22 protein-coding genes and 1 tRNA gene are annotated in these 22,483 nt (G+C 33.5%); 13 read left to right on the top strand and 10 right to left on the bottom strand.

Translation table 11 applies throughout. From position 1 onward, the window contains the following. Window positions 1-481: 481 nt before the first annotated feature. From ABWU35_RS00935 to ABWU35_RS00925, 3 genes are read left to right on the top strand one after another with little or no spacing between them, the layout of a single operon-like run. Window positions 482-958, top strand: a complete 477-nt coding sequence (locus tag ABWU35_RS00935) for a transposase (protein WP_019236989.1) — start codon at window positions 482-484, stop codon at window positions 956-958. Then, a complete protein-coding gene (locus ABWU35_RS00930) occupies window positions 924-1,106 on the top strand; it encodes a hypothetical protein (RefSeq protein WP_038227351.1) in 183 nt (60 codons plus the stop codon). The genes ABWU35_RS00935 and ABWU35_RS00930 overlap by 35 nt, the downstream gene beginning before the upstream one ends. Next, window positions 1,066-1,422, top strand: coding sequence for a transposase (locus tag ABWU35_RS00925; protein ID WP_007301972.1), 357 nt, complete (start codon window positions 1,066-1,068; stop codon window positions 1,420-1,422). The genes ABWU35_RS00930 and ABWU35_RS00925 overlap by 41 nt, the downstream gene beginning before the upstream one ends. Window positions 1,423-1,629: 207 nt before the next feature. Here ABWU35_RS00925 and fmt read toward each other — a convergent pair whose 3' ends face one another. The 6 genes from fmt to ABWU35_RS00895 all read right to left on the bottom strand — a co-directional run bounded on the left by fmt (window position 1,630) and on the right by ABWU35_RS00895 (window position 5,891). Next, window positions 1,630-2,529: a methionyl-tRNA formyltransferase gene (fmt, locus tag ABWU35_RS00920; RefSeq protein WP_012481877.1), complete on the bottom strand. Its 900-nt coding sequence runs from the start codon at window positions 2,527-2,529 to the stop codon at window positions 1,630-1,632. A 19-nt stretch (window positions 2,530-2,548) separates the two neighbouring features. Beyond that, a complete protein-coding gene (gene rplT, locus ABWU35_RS00915) occupies window positions 2,549-2,914 on the bottom strand; it encodes a 50S ribosomal protein L20 (RefSeq protein WP_007302081.1) in 366 nt (121 codons plus the stop codon). A gap of 21 nt (window positions 2,915-2,935) precedes the next feature. After that, window positions 2,936-3,142 (bottom strand): 50S ribosomal protein L35, encoded by a 207-nt coding sequence (gene rpmI, locus ABWU35_RS00910; protein ID WP_006013548.1) that lies wholly within the window; start codon window positions 3,140-3,142, stop codon window positions 2,936-2,938. A gap of 98 nt (window positions 3,143-3,240) precedes the next feature. Then, entirely contained in the window at window positions 3,241-3,684 is a 444-nt protein-coding gene (locus ABWU35_RS00905; protein WP_019236701.1) for a PAS domain-containing protein, read from the bottom strand. A gap of 211 nt (window positions 3,685-3,895) precedes the next feature. Continuing rightward, window positions 3,896-4,645 (bottom strand): hypothetical protein, encoded by a 750-nt coding sequence (locus ABWU35_RS00900; RefSeq protein ID WP_264685560.1) that lies wholly within the window; start codon window positions 4,643-4,645, stop codon window positions 3,896-3,898. 289 nt (window positions 4,646-4,934) lie between these two features. Then, a complete protein-coding gene (locus tag ABWU35_RS00895; RefSeq protein ID WP_264684953.1) occupies window positions 4,935-5,891 on the bottom strand; it encodes a hypothetical protein in 957 nt (318 codons plus the stop codon). Window positions 5,892-6,109: 218 nt separating this feature from the next. On the opposite strand from ABWU35_RS00895, the gene alaS reads away from it, so the two are divergent. Both alaS and ABWU35_RS00885 read left to right on the top strand, forming a co-directional pair. Continuing rightward, window positions 6,110-8,692 (top strand): alanine--tRNA ligase, encoded by a 2,583-nt coding sequence (alaS, locus tag ABWU35_RS00890; RefSeq protein WP_007302085.1) that lies wholly within the window; start codon window positions 6,110-6,112, stop codon window positions 8,690-8,692. A 203-nt stretch (window positions 8,693-8,895) separates the two neighbouring features. Further along, a tRNA-Asn gene (locus ABWU35_RS00885) sits at window positions 8,896-8,967 on the top strand. Between the two features lie 87 nt (window positions 8,968-9,054). Here the strand turns inward: ABWU35_RS00885 and ABWU35_RS00880 are convergent. After that, window positions 9,055-9,792 (bottom strand): hypothetical protein, encoded by a 738-nt coding sequence (locus ABWU35_RS00880; RefSeq protein ID WP_007302086.1) that lies wholly within the window; start codon window positions 9,790-9,792, stop codon window positions 9,055-9,057. Between the two features lie 196 nt (window positions 9,793-9,988). Between ABWU35_RS00880 and gpmI the strand changes: the two genes are divergently transcribed. After that, on the top strand, window positions 9,989-11,497 hold the full coding sequence (gene gpmI, locus ABWU35_RS00875; protein ID WP_007302087.1) for a 2,3-bisphosphoglycerate-independent phosphoglycerate mutase: 1,509 nt from the start codon (window positions 9,989-9,991) through the stop codon (window positions 11,495-11,497). Here gpmI and ABWU35_RS00870 read toward each other — a convergent pair. Next, window positions 11,492-12,238: a hypothetical protein gene (locus ABWU35_RS00870; RefSeq protein ID WP_007302088.1), complete on the bottom strand. Its 747-nt coding sequence runs from the start codon at window positions 12,236-12,238 to the stop codon at window positions 11,492-11,494. The two genes, gpmI and ABWU35_RS00870, sit on opposite strands and share 6 nt — an antisense overlap. Window positions 12,239-12,293: 55 nt before the next feature. Continuing rightward, window positions 12,294-13,259 (bottom strand): ACP S-malonyltransferase, encoded by a 966-nt coding sequence (gene fabD / locus ABWU35_RS00865; RefSeq protein WP_012481879.1) that lies wholly within the window; start codon window positions 13,257-13,259, stop codon window positions 12,294-12,296. Between the two features lie 125 nt (window positions 13,260-13,384). Between fabD and rpmE the strand changes: the two genes are divergently transcribed. The 5 genes from rpmE (at window position 13,385) to ABWU35_RS00840 (ending at window position 17,861) form a co-directional block, all read left to right on the top strand. After that, window positions 13,385-13,597, top strand: a complete 213-nt coding sequence (gene rpmE / locus ABWU35_RS00860) for a 50S ribosomal protein L31 (RefSeq protein ID WP_006013575.1) — start codon at window positions 13,385-13,387, stop codon at window positions 13,595-13,597. Window positions 13,598-13,618: 21 nt separating this feature from the next. Then, a complete protein-coding gene (locus ABWU35_RS00855; RefSeq protein WP_264685559.1) occupies window positions 13,619-14,404 on the top strand; it encodes an NAD kinase in 786 nt (261 codons plus the stop codon). Between the two features lie 83 nt (window positions 14,405-14,487). Further along, complete coding sequence (locus ABWU35_RS00850) at window positions 14,488-15,753, top strand: hypothetical protein (protein ID WP_264685558.1); 1,266 nt, start codon at window positions 14,488-14,490, stop codon at window positions 15,751-15,753. 123 nt (window positions 15,754-15,876) lie between these two features. Next, a complete protein-coding gene (locus tag ABWU35_RS00845; RefSeq protein ID WP_007302093.1) occupies window positions 15,877-16,893 on the top strand; it encodes a Fe(3+) ABC transporter substrate-binding protein in 1,017 nt (338 codons plus the stop codon). Between the two features lie 80 nt (window positions 16,894-16,973). After that, on the top strand, window positions 16,974-17,861 hold the full coding sequence (locus ABWU35_RS00840) for an aspartate carbamoyltransferase catalytic subunit (protein ID WP_007302094.1): 888 nt from the start codon (window positions 16,974-16,976) through the stop codon (window positions 17,859-17,861). A 497-nt stretch (window positions 17,862-18,358) separates the two neighbouring features. Here the strand turns inward: ABWU35_RS00840 and ABWU35_RS00835 are convergent, their stop codons facing one another. Then, window positions 18,359-19,540 (bottom strand): ankyrin repeat domain-containing protein, encoded by a 1,182-nt coding sequence (locus ABWU35_RS00835; RefSeq protein WP_264685557.1) that lies wholly within the window; start codon window positions 19,538-19,540, stop codon window positions 18,359-18,361. Between the two features lie 195 nt (window positions 19,541-19,735). On the opposite strand from ABWU35_RS00835, the gene ABWU35_RS00830 reads away from it, so the two are divergent. Beyond that, window positions 19,736-20,710, top strand: a complete 975-nt coding sequence (locus ABWU35_RS00830; RefSeq protein ID WP_264684956.1) for an ankyrin repeat domain-containing protein — start codon at window positions 19,736-19,738, stop codon at window positions 20,708-20,710. Further along, on the top strand, window positions 20,694-22,460 hold the full coding sequence (locus ABWU35_RS00825; RefSeq protein ID WP_012481880.1) for a pentapeptide repeat-containing protein: 1,767 nt from the start codon (window positions 20,694-20,696) through the stop codon (window positions 22,458-22,460). Before ABWU35_RS00830 ends, ABWU35_RS00825 begins: the two co-directional genes overlap by 17 nt. Window positions 22,461-22,483 lie beyond the last annotated feature (23 nt).

The following is a 22,483-nucleotide window of genomic DNA, read 5'->3' as shown; positions in this document are numbered from 1 at the left end:
CATTAATTTACTTATAAGGATATGCAATAGAGTCAACTTGACAAACCTCATCAGTCTTCTTATCATGACAATAAGAGTATTTATCCTTGTTTTTAATCTCTGCAGATTTAACAACAAAAATTCAGTAAAAAACTCAGGTATATATTGGCAGATTACATAAAATTATAGCGGCTGCATGTCTTTTTTATTTTTTCTACATTCAGCCAAAACGCGCTTTAAATAAGCGTTAGCACATTATTACAATGCCGATTTACATTATTATAGGGTTAAAACTCACTACTGGGGGATTCTTTTGCCTTTTTTTGCTTGGTAAATTTCTTAATATTTTTGATTGGTTAGGAGTTCTATAGAGATGTCATTTCAGTGCTTCTTATTACCTGTTCTGGATTCCAGCAGGCTTTGTTGCACCACTCAAGGAAAGAACAGGCAGTTACTGATGGAATTTGTTATAAAATAGATATTTAGCCGACAAAGGAAAAATATGCCAATAAGAATGAAAGTCAGTAACTGCAATGAATATAACAAATTTCTTCAAGAAAGGGGAAATGTTTTTCATTATATCAACGATGCCATTGAAAATTGGTACGAAAATAGTCCAAAAGTAGCAGGTGGCAACAATGTCTACAGCGACAAAGTAGTGATTCTAATTCACATAATAACCTATCTATTCAGGATTGGTCTTAGGCAAACAGTGGGATTTATAGAGAAATATCTTGAGCAAATAGGGAAAATTTTGCAAATTATCAGCTATTCGCAGGCTTCAAGAAGGTTTAAAAAGCTTAATATCAAAATCAACGACTGCAGAGTTGATAAGAACGATATGGAAGATATTGAAATTGCTATAGATAGTACAGGTATCAGCATCTACAATAATATTCCAGGCCATAGTAAGGCAAATGGTACAGATAGAAAGTATCGCCGCTATGAGCAAACAAGATGTAATGCTAGAGATAGGTAGTAAAAAAGTTATAGCTGCAAAATACAGTAGTGGAGTTTATTCCGACCACTATGGAGCCTGTGATCTTATTGAAAGAGTGGATACCAAGTATAACATAAGCACGATATATGCAGATAGATCGAAAGAAGTTATACAAACTGTGCGATGAGCTTGACATAAAGACAAGGATTCCTCCGCAAAATAATGCAGTAGAGCATCCAAAGTTGGATTATATGAATGAGAGAAATTCTACAATCAAGCTCATAAAGTCATATGATGAAGATGGTATGAAGAGGTGGAAAAAAGAGATAAATTATTGGAAGAGATCTTATATAGAAAGTTTTTTCTCGCGACTGAAGCAAATATTTGGATTTAGTTTTAGGAATAAATCTGAGATTAATCGTGAGAAGGAACTGCTACTCAAGTGTTATTTGCTTAACAAATTTACTGAAATAGGCATGGCTAAGTTTGATATAGCTTCATGAATTTATTATACATTACCCACTATCCGAAGAGCTGTGCAACAAAGCCATTCCAGTGTCAAGCACTGACCATCTACTACTCAAATTACCTGCAAATTGCAATGTTCGTACACCAAAACGCGGTATCTTGTTGTAGATTCCGCTAACAAGCAGCGGAATACCAAATTGTAGAAGTTGCTTTAGCTCTCCTCACTCTCCTTTCAAAGTAGTCTATTCTATAAATTTTTTTGTTAAACTTGATTTTAAGCCACGAACAAAATCTTTAATATCGCAAGGATTTCTTCCTTCCATTTGTACAACTTTAGGAATTAAAGTACCACCTTTTAAACTTATATGCATATTATCATTAATGATCTCACCTTGTCCTGAAGTGAAGGCTTCAAATTCAGCATCAAGTATCTTGATACGTTTATTCTCTACCTTAATGAATGCTTTTGGATAAAATGCTTTAACCTTTCTATAAGCAATTTCACAGGCGTCACTTGCGTAAATTTTATAGTCTTTTACTTTGTCAGCATAGCACGCATCGTTATCGCTCTGTTTTAAGGGAACTTGCTTTTCAATTTCGTTTAGTACTTTCAGCAGTAAATCACTACCTAATTCAGACAATTTATCATACAACGTCTTATAATTATCGCTTTTTTCAATAAGAAATTTTTTCTGTTTTAAAATAGGGCCAGAATCTAATCCTTCATCTAGCTGCATAATGCTAACTCCGGTTTCTTGATCTCCGGCTAAAATTGTGTGCTGTATCGGAGCTGCACCGCGCCACCTAGGCAGCAATGATGGATGAATATTAATACAACCATATTTGGGAATATTTAAAATTTCTTTTGGAAGTATCAATCCATACGCAGCAACAACTGCAACGTCTGGCTTAAAATTTCCAAACTTTTCTTGCTCTATCGAAGATTTTAAAGAGGCAGGAGTACATACCTCTATGTCACTTTTTTCAGCAACGATGTGTACTGGCGATTTTGTTAACCTCTGCCTACGTCCAGAAGGCTTTGGAGCTTTGGTATATACTGCTACTACTTCACTCTGTAATTTCAATAGTAAGTTTAACGCACCAACAGCAAACCCCGGTGACCCCATGAAAATAATTCTCATGTTTTCAGGTGTGTTTGCTTTAGGAATTTTCTGCTAACTTACTACTTACAGTTTCTATTAATTTAGCAAAATCATCCTTATGATTAACAGCCATCTCAGCAAGAATTTTTCTATTCAAATCAACTCCAACAAGTTTAAGACCATGCATAAACCTACCATAAGTAAGTCCATGTTCTCTTGCCGCTGCATTAATACGTATTATCCACAAACCACGAAAATCACGCTTGCGATTTCTTCTGTCTCTATAAGCATACTGTAGTGCTTTTTCAACCCTTTGTAATGCAATTCTATAACAATTCTTTGCCCGTCCTCTATAACCCTTTGCTAATTTTAATACCTTTTTATGACGAGCATGAGTAGCGGTTCCACGCTTTATCCGAGCCATTTTTATCTTACCTCCATTTTATTAAATACCATAAGGCATATAAAGTTTAACTATACGCGAGTCAGATTTATTGAGAATCGTTGTACCGCGTTGATTACGAATATTAGATTTACTTCTTTTTACCATGCCATGTCTCTTACCTGACTGAGTAGAGATGACTTTACCCTTAGCTGTAAGGTGAAAGCGCTTTTTGACAGAAGATTTTGTTTTTAATTTTATTTTCGTCATATTCTAAACAAATTTATAAACACCACTATTTAGTTCTTTATTAGTAATTAAGTATGAGTATAGATAATTTTATTAAAGAATCAAATTAAAATTGTATTTTAAAGCAGCTTGAATGTAATCACACCCAGTATATGTGTTATACCTTCTTCATTCCCAATTGGTAGCAATACTTGCCTTATTTTAACACTTTCACTTTCTTCCTCTTCGTTAATTGAGCATTTACTCTCTATTACAGTCTCAAGTTTATCAATAACTGCATCTATTTTATATAACCGCAAAAATGGTGCATCAATTGCATACTTATCATCGATGTACATCTTTTTTTCAAAACCATAGAATTCAATAGCTTTTTCTCCTGCATTTTCACAAATATAACCTCGATCTTTAACTTCAATGATAAAACAATGCTGCCATGACTCCATGATTTCTGCAGTGTCTATTTCATGTCTTTCTGGCCATTCTCTATCTGATCCTTTTATATCACTCCAATGTTGAGTAACTATATTCACTATTCTTCTTTCTTTGCCTGCATAATTTTCCATTCGAAATTCCACATATAAAACACAGATATGAGGTAAATTTATCGTGAATGTATTGATTTTTTCTTACTAAAGGATGTAGATTATTGAAAATTCTCATCCTGTTTACACAACAGGTAATGATAAATTAAGTATAATAATTAGAGCATAAAAATTATTAAATGAGGAAACTGTAAAAAAATAATAAAAAAGTTCTATTTTTGCAATATTTTGGCTAACGAATAGAATTAGTTCCACTTTCTAAAGTTATTGCACTTAATAAATAACTAGATGGAGTTTCTTCCTGAGCACTACTATGGCTTTTATTTTTTCTATTATAAAACCAACATTTAAATGGTACAGCTGCTACCAAAGCTACTGTTACTGCTAACATACCTACTGTGAACACTATATTATTTTTCTCGTTTGAAGGTGTTTCCAATAATTTAAACTCTCTCAAGTTTGTATCATGAATCATAGGATTACCCAAAATATTCGTCGTATTTTGAACACTTTCTATATTTCGCATTGTAATTCCATTGCTAGCGTTTGATTTTTTCATTTCTTCCATTACTTGTTTTAAGTTTGGTAGTTCTGCTGTTGTATTTTCAATATCACCAGCTTCCAGCTTTTGCAAGTTCTCATTACTCAAAAACTCTTTGAGATACTTTTCATAAAACTCTTTGGCATTATATCTTTTATAACTTCGTATTTTTCCACTCTTGAGATCAGAAACAATATCATCAATCATCACTTTTGGATTTTCTGCATGCACTATTTCTCCTTCAGCAACAAGAATACGATAAGATGTATCGTCAAGCATACATACATACTTAAGTTTTAAATCACCTCCTCCCAATAGAAAATATATTGTTCTGTTTTGTTCTACATCTCGCAATTCTGATTCAATACTAATCCATCTATTCCTTTTTTCCTTATTGATTGATCTTTTTTTTCCTACAGTATTTTTAAATCTTCTTGACATATATGACCCCCAAGCTGACCAATATTTCCTTATGTATAAAAGATAAATTATTTAAGTCCACATCTTTTCACTAAGATTTTTATATTTTTATTATACTAAATAATACATATATTAATATCTGAATTTCTCATTGCAATTTATTATACCTTAGTAAAAACGATATAAAATTAGAGAAAGAGTTATAAAATTTTTTGTAAGACAGGAAAATTTCTTCTCCTTTGGTTCCAGAGCATATAAGTGCTGTAAGAGCTAAGTTGATGGCACTGTTGTGCCATCAAACTCTGGAATCTTACTCGACACTAATCTGAGAAGATAGATGTGCTACCGATGTAGCATTGCTGAGCAAAGATTCTATTTCTGATGTAGATCCGGAATGCTCAAGTTGAGCTTGTTCAGGAAGGTTTTTCATCGCTTTTTCAACATCGTAGCTACCTTCCCTATTTTTTCTATGCCATACAAAGTATCCTAATCCTGCAAAAGCTACTGCTAGCACTCCACCAAATATACCACCAGCAATCCCTGCTATTCCTATATACTGTCCTCCATTTATTTCGGGTAATTTAGGCCCTTCCACATCTGTGCTATTAAATATAGAATGATCTAACACTTCTTGTGAATTACTATCAAAACGGGAAACACTACTTATATCTTCAAGAGTAATTCCATAACTAGCATTTGATTCTTCTATTTCATTTATTACGTCATTAATCTCTTTAGTAGTTACTTTGCTTGATGCAAAATCGAATTCTTGTTTTGTTAAAGAAGCTGATTCGATAGTTACATCTTCCTGCATCTGATAATCAATTTCTTCAGTAGTAGATTCTCTCAATTGGCTATTTTCATCAGTTCTTTCTTTTAGCTTTTTTGAACTATCCTTACCCAATTCATCTACAAGGTTTTTTAGATATATTTTCTTAAATTCTCTATAATTATATTCTTTACTTTTTTCTATTTCTCCATTCTTAAGACCTAAAATAATTCCATCTATTGTCGATTCACGAATTGCTTGAGGAATGTCTATTGAATTTACTATTCCTGTAACCAAGCCTATCTCAGCTGCTCTAGAAGATATAGAGAGGTCTTTTACTATTAAATTCTCTCCTTTAATTAAAAATTCTACTCTTCTGTTTTGTTTTATACTTTCCAAGTCAGATACAATTCTAATTGTTGGACCATCCATCTCCTGCTTATTTGTTGTTTCTCTCTTTCGCATGCTATTCTTAGTGTTTTGGAATTTTTTTGGCATTTCACACTCCTTAAATTAATTAACAAAAATATTATTTGAATTAACAAATACTTCTCTATGTTAGTGGATAAAATATTTAAACCTATATCTTTTTATTAAAATTTTTATGTAAAAGTTACTTTTATTATACTAAGTAATGTATATATTAATATTTAGATTGATAAATTGATTTTACTTCTGTTACAACTTATTATGCATAGATAACCTCAGTAAAAACGATGAAGCTAAACGAAATTAGAGAAAGATTTATAAAATTTTTTGTAAATAATAATCACGAGCAAGTTCCTTCTTCTCCTTTGATTCCAGAGCATGATCCAACACTCATGTTTACAAATGCTGGTATGGTACAGTTCAAAAACATCTTTACCGGCACGCAAAAAACTGAAATGAAACGTGCCGTCTCAAGTCAAAAGTGTCTCAGAGCAGGTGGTAAACACAATGATCTTGAAAATGTTGGCTATACATCTCGGCATCACACATTTTTTGAAATGCTCGGAAATTTTAGCTTTGGTGATTACTTTAAAGAAACTGCGATAGAATTTGCGTGGAAATTTATTACTGAAGAATTGTCTCTTGATAAAAACAGACTATCCATAACTGTTTACCACACTGATGATGAAGCATATGAAATTTGGCGTAAGATAAGTGGCTTTTCAGATGATAAAATCATAAGAATTACAACAGATGATAACTTTTGGAGCATGGGCAATACTGGTCCATGTGGCCCATGTTCTGAAATCTTTTACGATCATGGAAATTCCGCTTTACATGAAGACGACAGAATTGTTGAAATTTGGAACCTGGTGTTCATGGAATTTAATAAAGATGAAGAAGGTAATTTACAAAAATTACCAAAAAAATGCATCGATACCGGAATGGGCCTTGAAAGAATAGCAGCTGTTATGCAGAACGTTCATGATAACTATGATATTGACCTATTTTCTGCTCTGGTAAGTAAATCGCAAGAGTACTGTGGAAATACGGAAAATAAAGTAGCTCATAAGATTATCGCAGATCACCTTCGTGCAGCTGCATTTCTCATCGCAGAAGGAGTGCTTCCTGGAAATGAAGGAAGAAATTATGTACTACGCAGATTGATCAGGAGAGCAGCACGTTATATCCACCTACTTGGATATAATGATTCTCTATTGAACCTTGTTTTTCCTGCACTCATAGATGGCACAAGTTTGGCTTATATGGGAGATGCTTATCCAGAGCTAATCAGAGCTAAAAGCTTAATAGAAACAACGTTAAAATCAGAGGAAGAAAACTTTAAAGACACTTTAATGAAAGGCATTAATCTCTTGGACAAATTCACTGCAGATTTAAAATCAGGTGACACTCTATCTGGAGAATCAGCATTCAAACTATATGACACTTATGGATTTCCTTTGGATATCACACTTGATATTTTGAAAGAAAGGAAAATAAATTTTGACCAAAAAGGTTTTGATAATGCAATGAAAGAGCAAAAAGAAAGAGCACGTGCTAATTGGACTGGATCTGGTGAAAAATCTGTTGAACAAGTATGGTTTAATTTAATCGATCAGTTTGGCAAAACGGAATTTGTTGGTTATGAACGTGATGAAGTAAAGGATGCAACAGTACTCGCAATAATTTCCTCTAAAAATGAAGTAATTGATTCTGCAAAAGAAGGAGAAAAGATAACTATTATACTTGATAAAACACCTTTTTATGGAGAGTCAGGTGGACAGGTGGGAGATACTGGAAATTTTATAAAGTCTGATGGAAGTACGTTAACAGTGGAAAATACCAACAAGATTAACGACCTATATTTACACAGATGTATAGTTGAATCTGGTTCAGTTCGTAAAGGTGACACAGTTACAGCTAGTATTAATAAAAAAAGAAGACAAGACTTAAGAAGAAATCATTCAGCTACACATCTTCTACACTTTGCACTCAGAAAAATCTTAGGTGATCACGTTACTCAAAAAGGTTCTCTAGTCGCACCAAATAGACTAAGATTTGACTTTAGTCACAATAAGCCAGTCACTCAGGATCAGCTGTCTTCAGTAGAAGATATAGTAAACTCTCTAATCAGAGAAAATCTTTCTACGTCCACAAAAGTTCAAGGTATGGATGAGGCAATAGACGAAGGAGCGATGGCCTTATTTGGTGAAAAATATGGTGATAATGTTAGGGTTGTAAAAATTGGAGATTCAAAAGAATTATGTGGTGGTACACACGTGGAGCGTACCGGAGAAATTGGTTTGTTTAAGATAGCAGCAGAATGTTCCGTTGCATCTCGAGTAAGAAGAATTGAAGCTTTAACCGGTCAAGAAGCAATTAATTATGTACGCAATAACGAAATTAGCTTAAAAAAAGTTGCAGAATGCGTAAAAGCACCAGTAAATGAAATAATAAGTCGACTCAGTATTTTAAGCCAGGAGCGCAAAGAATTTGAAGTCAAAATAAAAAATCTTTATAAAAAGCTTATCAGTGTAGAAACTGTAAAAAGTACCGAAATAAATGGAATAAATTTCGTAAGCCACACTTTCAATAACGTTCCAGGAAGTATAATAAGGGAATTTGCTCTACAGCAACAAAAACCGAAAACTGTAATAGCCTTCATGGTAATAGAAAAGGATAAAACAGTTTTGATTGTTAAAGTAAGTAAAGATTTAACTAATAAGATCAATGCAAAAGAGCTAGTATCTACTTTAACCAGAAGGGATTGCGGTGGAAATGCCGAACTTGCCCAAACAGGCTGTGATAACAATAAAATAGATGATGCCATTACAGCAATCCATAGCAAAATAACAGCTTGCAAAAACTAATACACCCTACTACCTCGATATCTTTTAACCGTAAACGAAGGTATTATGCAAATAGGGGTAGAGAAGACTTAACTGTCAAATGAGCATATCAGGTAATAAGAACTAGATTACAGCTCCATGCACTGGAATGATATCTAGGTCTAAAGTCTACATAAAAATCGTTTACAATCGGCGTTCAATGTGATAAGTTGAAAGCAGTTTATTCCTCGGTAGCTCAGTGGTAGAGCAGTTGGCTGTTAACCAATTGGTCGCTGGTTCGAATCCGGCCCGGGGAGCATTGTTTTATACAATCTGTACACCCCATTTTTAGCCCAGAGTTCACTATCTTTTCTCTTTCTCTTAAACAGACAAAACGTGTGAATTTATATAGCTTTAAAGCCTTTACTGTCAAAATGCAAAGACGTCTGTACCTCACTTAGCTTGCTATCCGGCTCCTCTCCTATTTTTCTTTTATTACATTTCCTTTTTAATTGAGGAAGGACATTTTTTGGCAATGTTTCATCAATACTGCAATAATTGTAAATGAGCGAAGTAAGACGCACCAAATTTCCACTCGCCAAAGTCTGTACATCTCTGTAATTAATGCTGTTATCATATACTTTAAGTGTAATAAGATTTTTAAGGTTTCCACTTGCTGCTAAAGCCTCTGCACCTTCATTACTGATTTCATTCCATCCTAAACTCAGTAAAATAAGCTTTTGAAGGTTTCCACTTGCTAAAGCTTTTGCCCCCCTATCGCCAATTTTATTATCATATAATTTAAGCTCAGTAAGACTTGTAAGATTTCCACTGGCTAAAGCCTCTACACCTTCATCACCAATTTCGTTTCCTCCTAAATCAAGCGAAGTAAGATTTATAAGATTCCCGCTTGCTAAAATCTTTGCACCTTCTGTACCAACACAATTGCAACTCAGATCAAGTGAAGTAAGATGTGCAAGCTTAGCTAGTTCTTTTATACCTTCATAATTAATTTTTGAATATCGTAAAATAAGTCTTGTAATGTTTGTATTGCTTTTTAAAAAGTTTACTAATCTATCAACATTAATTATAGCACCTGATGTTGCTAAAGTATTACCTTTTATATATTGGCTAGAGCTCATTTAACCTCACTATTAAAGCTATGCAAGTGTTTTAGTAAACACTTCAGCAACTGTCAATCACTTTAATAAAATATTTTATGAAAAAACTCATATACTATTGCCTCTACGCAGCTTTTTCTATCTCCTACTTTAACACAAAAGTTGTGAGAAGAGTTTATTTTTGGTATCATCGAGGGTTTTCGATGTTAATTTTTATATGAACTTTAAATCAGTCGTTTTATGTATATTAGATGGCTGGGGTAATGGAATAGAAAATAGTAAATACAACGCTATTAGCAATTCAAATCCACCTTGTTGGCAACATATTAGCTCTAATTATCCAAAGTGCAGTTTATCTGCCTGTGGAACTGATGTTGGATTACCAGAAGGCCAAATAGGCAATTCAGAAGTTGGTCACATGAATATTGGTAGCGGTAGAGTGGTAATGCAAAGCCTTCAGCGTATTAATCAAGCAATCGAAACGATAGAAAATAATGCAAATCTACAGAATTTTATTAATGATCTAAAAAGTAAGAATGGCATATGCCATATAATGGGATTGATATCAGATGGTGGTGTTCATTCGCATCAAAAGCACATTTCAGCTTTAGCAAACAAGATATCACAGCGCGGAATTAAAGTTGTAATACACGCATTTTTAGATGGCAGAGATACATTGCCAAATTCAGGGAAAAGATGCATTCAAGAATTTACAGAAAGCATAAAGGAAAATGATATAAGAATCGCCACTGTCTCTGGGCGTTATTATGCTATGGACCGTGATAATAGGTGGGAAAGAACAATTGAAGCTTATGAAGCCATCGCATTTGCAAAGGCGCCTCGTTATGATGATGCAGTATCGCTTATTGATGAAAATTATCAAAATAATATAACCGATGAATTTATCAGGCCCGCAATAATAGGCGATTATCAAGGTATAAAACCAGAAGATGGATTGCTATTGGCTAACTTTCGTGCTGATCGAATGATACAATTGGCAAGTATTTTGCTAGGCAAAACAGATTACGCTAAGGTAGCAAAATTTTCTTCAATTTTAAGTATGATGCAATATAAAGCGGACTTAAAAATCCCTTATCTCTTTCCTCCTGAATCTTTTGCCAACACTTTGGGACAGATAATAGAAGACAATAAATTACGGCAACTGCGCATTGCTGAAACTGAGAAATACGCGCATGTGACTTTCTTTTTTAATTGTGGAAGAGAAGAACCTTTTTCTGGTGAAGAAAGAATACTCATTCCTTCACCAAAAGTTAAAACTTATGACCTGCAGCCTGAAATGTCAGCCTTTGAGCTCACAGAAGAGCTTGTAAAAAAAATTCATTCTCAAGAATTTGCGCTGATAGTTGTAAACTACGCTAACCCTGATATGGTGGGACACACAGGTAATATAAAAGCAGCCGAGCAAGCTGTGCTCGCTGTAGATGATTGCCTTGCAAAAGTACTCAGCGTTGTCAAAGAAGTGGGTAATACTGCACTCATTGTTACAGCAGACCATGGTAATGTGGAATGTATGTTCGATGAAGAAAATAACACACCTCACACAGCGCACACTCTAAATAAAGTTCCATTTATTATATCTTGTGAAAATTTAAAACTGAGAGATGGAAAATTATCTGATATTGCTCCTACTATTTTACAGCTACTTGGACTTAAAAAGCCAAACGAGATGACAGGTAGTTCGTTAGTGCGTTCCATGTTGCTATAACTCTATTGTTAAGGGTTGAGGAAATAAAACACTGTGTATAGAAGATAGCATATCTATTTGCTGCTCTAAATGATCATGCTCAGCTTCCACATTAGAGTACCGAATATTATTCTTCCCTACATATACAGATAAAGAACCATCATCTTCAACTGCTTTGTTATTTTGCAATACTATATTAAAAATTTCTTTCTGTTTTAAAGCATCGAACCAATCTTCAACTGTCGTATAGAAAAACTCACCCGTTCCACTTTCCGGACACACTTCTGGAGAAATCTTTAGCACATCATGAGAAAGTGGTGGAGAAAAATAGCTCTTGAATGAGTAGCTGGGAGAATTGTAGTTATTGTGCAGAGCGATAACGTGATCTTGACCAGGAAGTAAAAAATCTAAAATTCTTTCTGCAAAGTTTCTAACAGCTCTCAAAGCATCTTCTGAAACACTGCCAAACTCTCTTAAGCTAGCTTCTGCACCTACATCATCAAACATGCGATTGGGATCGAATTCATACCGCTCACCATTTAAGTAAAATTCTACATTACGCGGAGTACCATCACCATGAGTAATGTATAGCATTCTTCCACCAAACTGCTGGAGTATATGCTCACCAGCCCCTTTTGAAGTTACTTCATTTTGATGCACATTAATAAAATTGATCCCACTTGTATCGCTACTTTTAATAAAAAGCTTAACCGTGGTATCACCCAACGCTAGATCATATTCTTTAGTGTCGATGTTTGACATTCCGCTGCTATCAATAATCAAAGCAAAAAATAGTACAAATTTTACTTTATGTTAGTTATAAGCTTTTTATTTTTAAATTTTTTGCTGTCAACATTAATGATTCATTAAAGAAGTTATCAGCATCACTAATGCTACCTATGCTTTTTGTATTGATAGATTGGTCAATTCTTTTAACTAGATTAGATAAAACTTTGTTAGGGCCAACTTCAACAAACTTATTAGTGCCATGGCTTGTCATATATAAAACCATCTCTCTCCATCTTACTCTACTTACAACTTGCTTAGCGAGCAAAGCTCTTATGATCTCTGGATCACTTTCTTCCTTAGCTGTAACGTTTGATACAAAAGGAATCGAAGGGCGAGTTATGTTGATGCTTTTTAAAAATTCCAGAAGTTTTTCATCAGCAGGTTTCATAAAAGATGAATGAAAAGGCCCACTAACTTGTAATTTTATCATTTTCTTGACACTTGAGTTTTTGAATAAATCAGGTAAGACCTCAAGAGCCTCTGCAGTACCACTCACCACTACCTGCCCACCACCATTATCGTTTGCAATTTCACAATCAATTTGAGCTGATTTTAATATACCTTCTACTTCACTTATTTCTGCTCCAAGTAGAGCAAACATTCCACCTTTGCATTTTAGTGAAGCTTCATGCATTGCTTCGCTACGAACTTTTAGCAACTTGACTGCAGACTCAAGCGTCAATGCCCCTGCAGCACACAGCGCTGTATACTCGCCAACTGAATGCCCACAAACATACTGAACGCTGTAAAGAGATTCACCAAATACGTGCTTCATAACACGTAGCGTTGCAATTGACACTGCCATTATAGCTGGCTGAGCGTTTTCCGTGATGGTTAATTTCTCAATAGGGCCATTGAAAATCAAATGAGACAGCTTTCTACCCAATATGTCATCTACTTCATCAAATACGTTCCTTGCAACTGAAAATTCATCATATAAGCTCTTTCCCATTCCTACAAATTGGGAGCCCTGACCAGGAAAAGCAAAAATCATAAAAAGTTTTTCATTCTTCATTGATAATACTACTTTATTTATTTTTTGTCAATATTTCACAATAATGATTGACCAAATGAACCAGATTCACTAAAATCTTAGCTGGTAAGAAATTTGTAAGAACAATGGCAGAAATCGACTATCACAAAGTTACTATAGTTATGACAGATGGTCAAGAGTTTGAAACTTATTCCACTTATGGAAAAGAAGGTCAAAGAATAAAGCTTGATAGAGATCCTCTTACTCATCCTGCATGGACTGGAAGTTTGACAAGCGGTTCAGGGGAGAAGGATAGTAAAATAGCTAAGTTTAATGATAAATACGGGAGTCTTTTTTAGTTCCTCCCCTCTTTATTTAACATGTATAAATATAAAAATGTAGGCTATATTGCTTCTTCGCTACCCAAGTCTCAGGAAGTATCTAAACTACTACAGAAACTCAATTTTATCAATATAGCAGAAGCAGGTAAGCATGAAGTTGATCTGCTGATAGTTGTTGGTGGTGATGGTTTTATGCTACGCACTCTGCACAACTACGTCATAGGAAATAAAGATATACATGTGTATGGAATAAATACCGGTAACGTCGGATTTTTGATGAATAAATGCTTTGAAGATCTAATTGATCATATAGAACATGCAGTTCCTACTCAGCTAACTTTACTAAAAATGGAAGCCAAAGACATAAATGGCAAAAAACACCATTACATCTCAGTAAATGAAGTGTATGTCTTTAGAAATGCAAATCAAATAGTGGAGATGAATATTACCATTAATGATAAGCTAAAAGTAGAAAAATTCAGAGGAGATGGAATTATATTGTCTACCCCAACAGGTAGCACTGCATATAACTTCTCTGCCGGTGGGCCAATCTTACCACTTAATTCAAATTTACTTGCACTGACTTCCATTAATAGCTACTACCCAAGGCGTTGGAATGGAGCGCTAATCTCAAATGATACAATAGTGCAAATTGATATCAATGATGTGAAAAATCGTCCAGCACTTGTAGTATCAGATTACAAGGAATTTCACGACATATCGCAGGTAAAAATACAGAAAGATCACGAAAATACAGTCACTCTACTTTTTGACAAAGATTGCCCTTTGAATGAAAGGATCTTTGATCAGCAGTTCTTATACTAATATTTATTCTTAAATTAGTATTCACTATATCTTAATAACTATAGCGTAATCAACATAACATTGTAATTAATTTTGGAGCGAATATGCCTGGATCAGCAAACGTAGGAAACGTCAGAATAACTGAAAGAGGTGGAATAGAACAAACAATTCCACCACAACCACAACCTCGCAAAACAACGAAACAAACAAATGGTGAAAATGAAATTTTACAACATACAAGTTCGGCTAGCGAATCAAGTTCTTATGAAGAAAGGCAAGAAGAATCGAATGTGAACAGTTCAGAACCTCTTTATGCATCCATAGAGCAAAATACAGAATCTCCAAAAAAGAGTTCAGATAGTGTATCAGTTAGCAGATCACCTTCTCAAGAAACAGTATACAGCGAACCTTGGAATAGTCAAAAAACATTAGAAAATTTAAAAGAAAGAGTGAAGGCAAATCCAACTCCTCCACCATCATATCACACAAATGGCTCTGAAGAATCTTTCCTTGGAGATAATAAAAAGACAAACAGATTTTTACAGAAAGTAAAATATACGATGCAAAAGAAGAAAGTTACAATGCCTTTCGTAGGTCTTATTACGGCATGTTGTATTACGTCAATCGTTTTAGCTGTGAAGCAAAGAGAATTCATTGGATTCATCGGCAGCATAAATCCTGTTACTATATTTGTCGGAGTATTAGCGTCTTGTTTAGCCTTGGGAATTATGTGGGAATTTATGCAAGCAGTACGTACTAAGGAGCACAAGATCACAAAAAGAGATACTCAAGAAGTTTTAGATGAGATATCAAATACACTTTCAAAAGACGAGGAATGCATCAAATCTTTGGTATTAAAATATAGCAACGGTAATCGTGTTTACTTTACGTTTCACTCTCTTCCAGAAAAAGCAAAAAGTAATCCGAACATCGTAGAACTTACAGGCCAGCCAATCTATTACAAGAGTAAAGTAAATTCATTAATCAATGATAGAATATGGCTTCCTATCTTAGGAACAGTTCTTATTACTGGAAACATAACCTTCCCTTTAGCACTTTATTCAACAGGTGGTTTGAGCAACATAGTAAGTTCATACACAAATCCTACTATTTACTGGCCAATCGTTGCAATTTCAGGCACTCTACTGCTTTTCACTTTAGCTTGCACAATTCATCATTGGAGCAAAACTGATTTTAAAGATTACTTGTTATTAGATACAAAAGATGCTAATAGTGAAAATCCTAATGAAACAGCTAATAAAACAGCTATTAAAACTGTAAAAAGCAGTCAAGAAAAGATTAGTTCAAAATTGTTACAAGTAGTTGCTGAACGATGTGGCCATCCAGATATTACTTATATTATTAATTAAATCTGGCTCGTACTTCTTTTTATCGCTATTCCAGTACTGTAACTGCAACGTTTTGAAGATTTACACTTGCTAAGACCTTGCTATTTTGATAGCTTGAGATGATGACAAGGAAGGGGTTTGTTTATGAAAAAAGGTTTAATATTTATATCTTTAGTAGCGGCTTTATTGATAGTCGTTAATTTTTTATATAAAAATAGCGGAATTGATGATTCACAAGTAGTAAACGTTTATTCATCACGTAAAGAAGAATTAGTACATAGTTTGTTTGATGATTTTACAAAAACCACTGGCATTAAGGTACGTTATATCATTGACGATTATTCCCAATTGCTTTCACGCATGGAAAATGGTGGTGAAGCTGATTTGTTTTTAACTGCAGATGCAGTGAATTTGATTTTAGCCAAAAAAAGAGGGCTCTTATCTCAAGTGGATTCAGAGACTCTAAAAAATGCCATACCTGCAAAATTTAGAGATAATGAAGATTATTGGTTTGGTCTCACAAAAAGAGCTAGAATATTGGTTTACAATAAAGAATCAGTAGATCCTAAGGAATTAAGTACCTATGAAGATTTAGCGAATGAAAAATGGAAAGGGAAAATATTAGTACGCTCTTCCACAAGTCCATATAACCGATCATTGATCGCTTTTATGATTGCAAAAAATGGTTTTGAAAAAACAAAAGAATGGGTGAGTGGAATTGTAAGCAACATGGCAAGAAAACCAAGCGGTGGTGACACAGATCAAATTTATGCTGTAGCCGCTGGTGAAGGCAATGTTGCAATAGTAAATAGCTACTACTTTGCAAGAATCCTTTCATCAGAAAATAAAAAGAATATCACAGAAAAGTTAGGAGCTTTCTTTCCGAGTGATGGTGTAATGGTGAATATTAGTGGTGCAGCAGTAACAAAAAACGCAAAACACAGAGAAAATGCCATAGCTTTATTGGAGTTTTTTGTAAGCAAACAGGCTCAAGAGCTATATGCTAAAAAAAATCAAGAATATCCTATTGTTGAAGGTATTGAAACTTCTGATGTGTTAAAATCTTGGGGAAATTACCTACAAAGTACTCTGCCTATAAGTGAGCTTGAGAAGCATCTCTTTGAGGCTGTTATGATAGCAGATGAATGTAAGTGGAAATAAAATTTTATAGCTTCCTTCTACTTTACTTTACAGTTGTGTAATTGAAATTAAGAAAGTAGAATAAGCTCAAAAAAGGAGCTATGGACAAGAGAAGGAATTTATTAAATATCTCAGACCTCACAATCGGTGATGTAGAAAATATAACTAAATTAGCCAACCAATACCTTGAAGAAAAAGTTGAAAATAGTCATGTTCTGAAAAATAAAATAGTCATAAACCTATTCTTTGAAGATTCAACACGTACGCTCGCATCTTTTGAAATAGCAGCAAAGAGCCTTGGAGCAAATGTTATAACTTTACCAATAAAATCTTCTTCTATTAACAAAGGGGAAGATCTAAAAGATATGATAAAAACACTAAATGCAATGAATCCTGACTATATGATAATCAGGCATAAAAGTAGTGGTATTATTAATACATTGGCAAAGCATGTCAATTGCTCGCTAATCAACGCAGGCGATGGAAGCAGTGAACACCCAACTCAAGCTCTTGCAGATTATCTCGTAATTATCAGTCATAAAAAGCAAATAAAAAACCTCAAAATTGTGATATGTGGAGATATTTTGCACAGTAGAGTTGCAAGATCAAATATAAGATTGCTAAAAATGTTTGGAGCAAAAATAAGCTTAGTTGCACCACCAGCTTTGATGTGTAAACATTTTTCTGAAGTAGATTCACTTCATTATTCATTAACTGAAGGTATAAAGGATGCTGATGTAATTATGCTCTTGAGGTTGCAGAAAGAGCGCATGAATAATAATTCTTCAGAAAAAGAATATTTTCATTTGTATGGACTTGATGCACAAAAACTATCGCATGCAAAACCCGATGCAATTGTTATGCACCCAGGACCAATAAATAGAGGTATCGAAATTAGCAATGATATAGCAGATTGTGTTATTTTACAGCAAGTAAAGTTTGGATTAGCAACGCGTAAGGCAGTACTGCACTATTTAATAAATGTTTAAGTTAAAAATTAATGTTTAAGGAATTTTAGACATAATGACCCTCCTATAAAGAAAAGATTTAGAAAAATATAACACACCTTATGACAGAAATTAAGCGTACGTGTACGCACTGAAGTAGACTGTGCTATATTTTTTATTGAAAAATTAATTGAAAAGTCTGCAGACTTGAATAAGGTGGATTTCGAGCTCTAAAATACCCTCATTTTTACTGATAATAATCAACTTACCAAATGTGTCAAGTATTTTTTTGCATTTAATTTACAACTACGAACGTTTATTTGCAAAAAATACTATAAACATAAAATGATAGATGTCATAAAAGTAGCCAGCACTGGCATCCAGTTAAATTTGTGAGTTAAAAGTTATGCTAAAATATAACGTTTCTGATAATGATAGAAACCAGTGTCAGCTACTTAGATGACACCGTTTAGTACGCAAATTACCACTGAGCATTTATTTGCAAAAAGTACTATAAACACAAAGCCAGCTTTAGTTTACTACTTCCACTTTAAAGCTATCACATTTTCACTTAAAGGTTGAGTAGTGAAAACATTTTTAAGTGCGGTAGCTACGTCTATATTTGGATCTCTATCCTTTTCTTTTTTCACTTCTGCAATTACGTAACCAGCTACTCCACCTAGCGCTAGACCAACGACAGCTGATGCTATACAAACTCCAATAGCTGCTCCTGCATAATATGCTATTGCCATACCTAAAGCTAAGCCTATTGCACTACCAACACCAACATAGATATATTCCTGCAAAAGTTCTTTTTTTTGTATGTAACTTTTTTTTTGTATATAATTTTTAAGATATTCTTCTATATCTGGTTTTCCATTTTTAGCAGCCCAAATTAGTGCTGTGTTTCCATTATTGTCTTTTGTATTAATATCTGCTTTTGCCGTTTCTACCAGGTACTTCACTACCTCTAAATGACCCTCTTTAGTAGCACATATTAGAGCAGTGTTTCCCTCTTTATCTTTCATATTAACATCTGCTTTTGCTTCTACTAGGCACTCTACTATATCTAAATGACCTCCTACAGCAGCAAGCATTAGTGCTGTTCTTCCTTTATTTCGACTTATAACATTAACATCTGCTTTTGCTCCTATCAGATACTTTACTATACCTAAATGACCGAATCCAGCAGCAAACATTAATGCAGTGTATTCACAGGTATCTTTTTCATCAATCCTTGCTTTTCCTGCGTGTATCAGCCACTTTGCTATATTCACCTCACCTAATCTAATAGCCCACATTAGAGCAGTGTTTCCCTCTTTATCTTTCATATTAACATCTGCTTTTATTCCTATCAGATACTTTACTATACCTAAATGACCCTCTTTAGCAGCCCAAATTAGAGCAGTGTTTCCCTCTTTATCTTTCATATTAACATCTGCTTTTATTCCTATCAGATACTTTACTATACCTAAATGACCCTCTTTAGCAGCCCAAATTAGAGCAGTGTTTCCCTCTTTATCTTTCATATTAACATCTGCTTTTATTCCTATCAGATACTTCACTACACCTGGATAACCAAATACAGCAGCTAACATTAATGCAGTACTTCCATGTTCATCTGCAGCATTAATATCTGCTCCGCCCTGTATAGCCTGCTTAACAAGATTTAGCTGACCGCTTTCAGCAGCATCTAGTAATTGTTTATTTTGTGGTAACATATACCCCCTAAAAAAATTATATAATTTTAAAAAGCTTGAGTAAGAAAAAGTATTAATTTCACTCGAAATAGCCTATCTAATTTTAGCATTTTATTTTCTATTAGCAAATATAAATAAAACCCTAAGGCATTTTTTACTGTAGATTAATCATTTGATTATAGTATCATTTTAATTAAGCCTATATTTGCAATGTTTATGAAATATAAAGCATTCTTCATACTATTAATTGTTATATCTAACCTGCTTGCTGCAGAACAGCCTGAAGAAAATAAAAATGAAAGCAGTATAAATCAAGAAGACGTATCGAAAAGCAACACTGATGCTGAAAAAACTTCTCCGCTTCTGAGCGAACTCAAAGAAATCACAGACCCAACAAATGTAATCAATAAAGAAGTACCTTCAAGTAATCAAACAAACCTACAGTCTGAAGAGGAGACTAATATAAAAGATACCAAAGCTCTAACAAGTCCTTTATCAGAAGAAAAAAAAGAAGAACCTGAAGAGAAGAAAATCAGTCACAATAATCAAACAAACCTACAGCCTGAAGAGGAGATTAGCAAAAAAGACACCGAACTTTCAACAAGCCAATTAACAGAGAAAAAGAAAGAAGAACAGCCTGACAATATAACACCTGTGAACAAAAAAAATGAAAAAAGCGAAAAATGGACAAAGCTAAACAAAGAAATAAAAAAACATAAAAGCAAGTCTATATATAAAAGACAATATGATAGCCTAAATGAGCACCTTCCTAAAACTATATTTACTGATGATTACAGTAAGCAATTTTTTTACTGCATCAAGAAGGGCAACTTAATTTGTCTAAGAGGAGTAATAAATAAGCTAGAAAAAATTGGATTAACAATTCAAGAAATACTAAGATTTAGAAATAAATTGGGTGATACTCCTCTAATTTATGCAGTGAAACAAGGTCAAATAGACACAGTTCGCTTTCTCTTATTACAAGGTGCTGATCCTAGAGTAGTTGATAATAATTTTAAGTCCCCTATTGAAATAGCAATCGAAAGGAATCAGATCAACATAATAAACGCAATTGCCGAAATGATGCCATACCTTTTAGAGGATAAAGAAATAAACAATCAAGAAAACTCAGAGATGTATAACTTTGCTATAAAAACAAAAGAAAACACGTGTGATGCAAAAGATAATTAGACTTTTGATATTAATTTTAGTTGGTCATTTATGCTATGGAGATGATGCAATCAATGATTTTTTAAGTGCTCTGCACGATGTAAAATACATATCTTACAATACAAAAGATTTTGCTAAATTTTTAGTACAGTGTAATAAAGCCAGCATACCACAAGATTTTAAGAAAGGTTTTGGTCCTAATTTAAATGGTGCTAATTTTAGTCAATTGTATTTAAGCAAATCTATTTTTGATGGAGTAAGTTTAATTGGTGCCGATTTTTCTAACACCGATTTATCAGATGTGTCTTTTATCGATGTTGATTTGCGTGGTGCCAATTTTTCCAATGCTAATTTACATGGCGTTAAAATAAAAGGCACAAATTTAAGTTTTTCAAAATTTGCTTCTACAAATTTAACAGATATCATATTTGATCAGTCTAATATCAGTTATGCTGATTTTATCAATTCTAATCTCAACAAAGTAAGTATGCGTAATATAATTGGTTTGCATACCAAGTTTTTGAATGTAAAAATGAATTTCTCCAATTTATCAAACTCAAGTGCAAGCTACATCAATTTTAGTGATAGTGAAATAAACGACACTGTTATGCAGAAAAATAATTTCGACAACGCAAGTTTCTTTGGAGTGGATGCACATAAGCTCAAGGTACAATTTTCTTCATTAAAAAATGCTAACATATATGGTGCAGAAATAAAAAAATCGGATTTTACAGGTAGCAATCTTTCAAACGCCTATTTTAATTCTTCCATTATAGTCAACAGTAATTTCGAAAAAGCCAATTTAAGCAATTCACAAATTTCCTATGTGAAAGGGGATAATTCAAACTTCATTAAATCTATACTAAATGGTTCCAAGATAAAACATGCATATGTTTTCGAAGCAGACCTTCAGGATGCTGATTTATCTAATATTGATTTTAGTTTTAGTGAATTGTATAAAGTTAATACCTATAACGCTAACATTTGTCATGGAAAGTTTCATAATACTAAAGTTGTGAATTCTGACATGAGTGGTTCGTTCTTTGATCATTCATTGTTTACCTCTGCAAAAATAGAAGATTCAGATCTTTCTAGAACTTCAATTTATAAGACAAAAATTAAAGACTCTCAAATTTATAATAGTACTCTTTCCCACCATAATATGGATTCGAGTGAGATAGAAAATTCAATATTCTTCAAATTATTAGCTGATAATTCGAGCTGGTCTAAGTCAAAAGTCACTAATTCAAACTTTATTGAAAGTGATTTCAAATCCTCCGTGTTTTATGATAATGCCTTTAGAAAGACTAGTTTTTTTCTTAGCAATTTGAATAATTCAACAGTGAGTGATGTCTCTTTCCTCTCTTCAAGCATATATAAAAGTTCAATTGCTGATATTCATTTAACAGATTGCAAATTTGATAATTCAATTATGATTGACAATCAGGGACAGAGCAAAATTACAGGTCTAGAGAGTGCTATAACTTCAATTAAAGATCTGCAAGAGAAAATATCGCAGGGTGAAAAATTTGATGTAAATTATTCTTACTTTGAGTTTAAAGATATGAATTTAGAAAATGCTATTTTTTCTAATTCAATATTAAGCAGAGCAAAGTTTGTAAACGTTAATTTGAATAAGGCAAATCTTGAAAAAGCCGATTTACGTTATACTGTCTTTGATAATTCCTCTCTTATTGATGCCAATTTATCAAATTCTAATTTAGAGGGCTCTAGTCTTTTAAACTTTGATTTAAAAAATACAAAGTCTTAAAAAAGCTCTATAATGTACTTGTT

The sequence above is a fragment of the Wolbachia endosymbiont (group B) of Xylocampa areola genome, assembly GCF_964028205.1.
Lineage (GTDB): Bacteria > Pseudomonadota > Alphaproteobacteria > Rickettsiales > Anaplasmataceae > Wolbachia.
Note: the sequence above shows the minus strand (reverse complement) of the source record. Positions and strands in the feature narration are given on the sequence as shown.